The 2764-nt window shown below is 43.3% G+C and carries 2 protein-coding genes; both read left to right on the forward strand.

Features of this window, described 5'->3' with window-relative positions; genetic code table 11:
- Nucleotides 1–265 precede the first annotated feature (265 nt).
- Nucleotides 266–1081: a serine O-acetyltransferase gene (gene cysE, locus F6K53_RS36695; protein WP_293084439.1), complete on the forward strand. Its 816-nt coding sequence runs from the start codon at nt 266–268 to the stop codon at nt 1079–1081.
- Between the two features lie 27 nt (nt 1082–1108).
- Nucleotides 1109–2659: an L-lactate permease gene (locus F6K53_RS36700; RefSeq protein WP_293084442.1), complete on the forward strand. Its 1551-nt coding sequence runs from the start codon at nt 1109–1111 to the stop codon at nt 2657–2659.
- Nucleotides 2660–2764: the final 105 nt, after the last annotated feature.

A 2764-nucleotide genomic window follows, 5' to 3' on the forward strand; every position in this document is an offset into this window, starting at 1 on the left:
GATAGAAGATGTAAATTGAGAGAATAATTGAGTGAATAACTGAGTGAATAACTGAGTGGCATAGAAGTAAGTAGAGTCCATCAATAAAATCACTCTACTGCTATAATAAATATCGAATCCTCACAAATTGACCCGATATTTATTATAGCAGTTGGCAATTTAATCAGGTACATCTGAAAACCATGAACGACACACAGGACAAGGAAAAGCAAAAAAGCCGATGCCTGATAGCTCACTGCTAACTGCTATATTAGCTTGACTCAAAATGAAACAAAAATCAGAAATGAAGCATTCTCTTGAAGCTTTGGAGAAACATGGCCAAACCACAGCTTCATCTACTTTAGGCTTGTGGGATTCTATTCGAGCAGATTTTGAGGCTGTGTTTGAGAAAGATCCTGCTGCATGCTCTTGGCTTGAGGTGTTAACTTGCTATCCAGGCTTACAGGCAGTTACGGTTCATCGCTTTGCTCATATCTTATATCGCCACCGTTTATTTTGGCTGTCTCGCTTCGTATCCTACATTGTCCGTTGGCTAACAGGAATTGATATTCATCCAGGTGCTACCCTTGGTCGGGGCATATTTATTGATCACGGTGCAGGTGTAGTAATTGGGCAAACCGCCATCGTTGGAGATGGAACCTTAATTTATCAAGGCGTTACTTTAGGTGGGACTGGTAAACAACTAGGTAAACGTCATCCTACTGTGGGAAAAAATGTAATCGTCGGAGCAGGAGCAAAAATTCTTGGGGACATTGAAATTGGTAACAACACCCGTATTGGAGCAGGCTCAGTAGTTTTACGCTCTGTTCCTAGTGACTGCACTGTCGTTGGGATTCCGGGACGGATAGTTAGGCAATTCGCCAAACCGATTAGTCCACTTGCTCACAGTAACATCCCGGATCCAGTAGCTAATGTGGTTGATAAACTTATCCAAAGGATAGATGAGTTGGAAATCAAACTAAACCAATTGCAGCAGTGTAGAGAAATGCAGTTCACCGAAAAGCTGTTGTGTCAAGCTCCAGCTATCAACTTATCTCACAATACTAATTTAGATAGCCGCCAGCTAGCAAAAGTAGATTAACTATTGTTAATACAGGAGACAAATGTCTTGGAAATCATAATTGCTACTATGCCTTTGTGGGTAGCCATAGTAATGCTAGTGGTATTGCAGCGACCAAGCCAACAGGCAGGACTTGCTACTTTGATAGCTGCTATGGGATCAACACTACTATTTCCTGTTTTTCGTTTGTTTCCTGGGCAATTACTACTTGCTTTGGTCAAGGGACTTGCGACATCACTATCAGTTTTCTATGTGCTATTTCCCAGTTTGCTACTTTACTATCTGCTCAAGTCTGTAGATGGTATGAGCCTTTTAGGACGGGGTATTGCTCGCTTAGTTCCTGAGCGAGACTTACAGGTGTTGCTGCTAGTGATTGGGTTCGCTCCTTTTGCCGAGTCAGTTAGTGGATTTGGAGTTGGTACCATTTTAGTAATTCCACTGTTTCTCGCATTAGGTTATAGTTCTGCTCAGTCAGCTATACTGGGTATTTTGGGTCAAATGGCTGTACCTTGGGGAGGATTAGCGATAGGTACAGTTCTTGGAGCGGAAATAACTAATCTAGATCCTAGTATTCTAGGTTCGACTACTGCTCTTTTGACTGCTCCTCTGCCCGTAGTTTACGGACTGGTGGCACTAGCAGTGAGTGGCGGAAAGAAATCCGTGCAACGCCGATGGCCAGAAGCGATCGCTGCCGGAGTGCTTCTTACCATAGGAGTTTGGGGGTTCAGTTGGATTCCTGGGGTTGAACTTGCCGGTGTACTTGGCAGCACACTGGTGATGTCATTCTTAGTGGTGTGGGCAAACCGAAAACTATTTCATAAACTATTTCATAAGGCAAAACGAAAAAGAACAGTAAATCTAGTCAACACTGCCCGTAATAGTTCCGAAAAAACGGCTCATGATTCGGCTGAGTATGGTATTACTAAAGTATCCCTCTGGCAGGTAATAGCTCCCTACGGAATTCTGACAGCAATTCTGCTGATCTCTCGCTTAGTTGTTCCTCTAAAAATTTTGCTGAAGAGCCATTTTGCGATATCCATAGCTGCCATCAATCTAAATCTACCCCTGCTTTACAACCCAGGCTTTTATTTACTTTTGACAGCTTTGGCTACAGTCACAATTTTGGGAACAGTCGTACACAAACTGCAAGTGATAACAATACAAGCTTGGCAACAATTTATCCCTGGAGCCATCGCACTCGCCTGTTTTCTAGCAGCCTCTCAAGTTATGCAAGCCAGTGGCATGATAGCTAGTCTAGGCATGGCCGCAGCAACACTTGGTGACAAGTATATATGGGTTGCACCTTGGTTAGCTGCTCTAGGAGGCTGGATTACTGGTTCAAGTACTGCGAGTAATGCCCTACTTTCCCAATTACAACAAGAGGTAAGCATTCAGTCTGGCTTACCACTAGAGTGGCTGATGGGAGCTCAGAATGGAGCTAGCGCCCACGCCACGATGATTTCACCTGCTCGCGCTATTATTGCTGCCACTGCTGTTGGGTGGTCTGGAGCTGAAGTCTTTTTGCTCCGGCAGATGGGACTAGTTGTTCTAGGAGCAGTGGCAGTTATTATGTCACTTCTGGTTTTGGCTGTACCATAAAATCTCTATTTTTAGATAGAGTAAGTATAAAATAAATACCCGAAATGCCAGACAAAACTGACCAAAATGGTTGATATAAAACAGACTCATATTCGGTATTAAAAA

The organism is Moorena sp. SIO4A1, from assembly GCF_010672065.1.
Classification (GTDB): Bacteria; Cyanobacteriota; Cyanobacteriia; order Cyanobacteriales; family Coleofasciculaceae; genus Moorena.

What these genes read in the sequence shown, in the direction of transcription:
- cysE (WP_293084439.1), top strand. Translation starts at nt 266, where the DNA reads ATGAAACAAAAATCAGAAATGAAGCATTCTCTTGAAGCTTTGGAGAAA.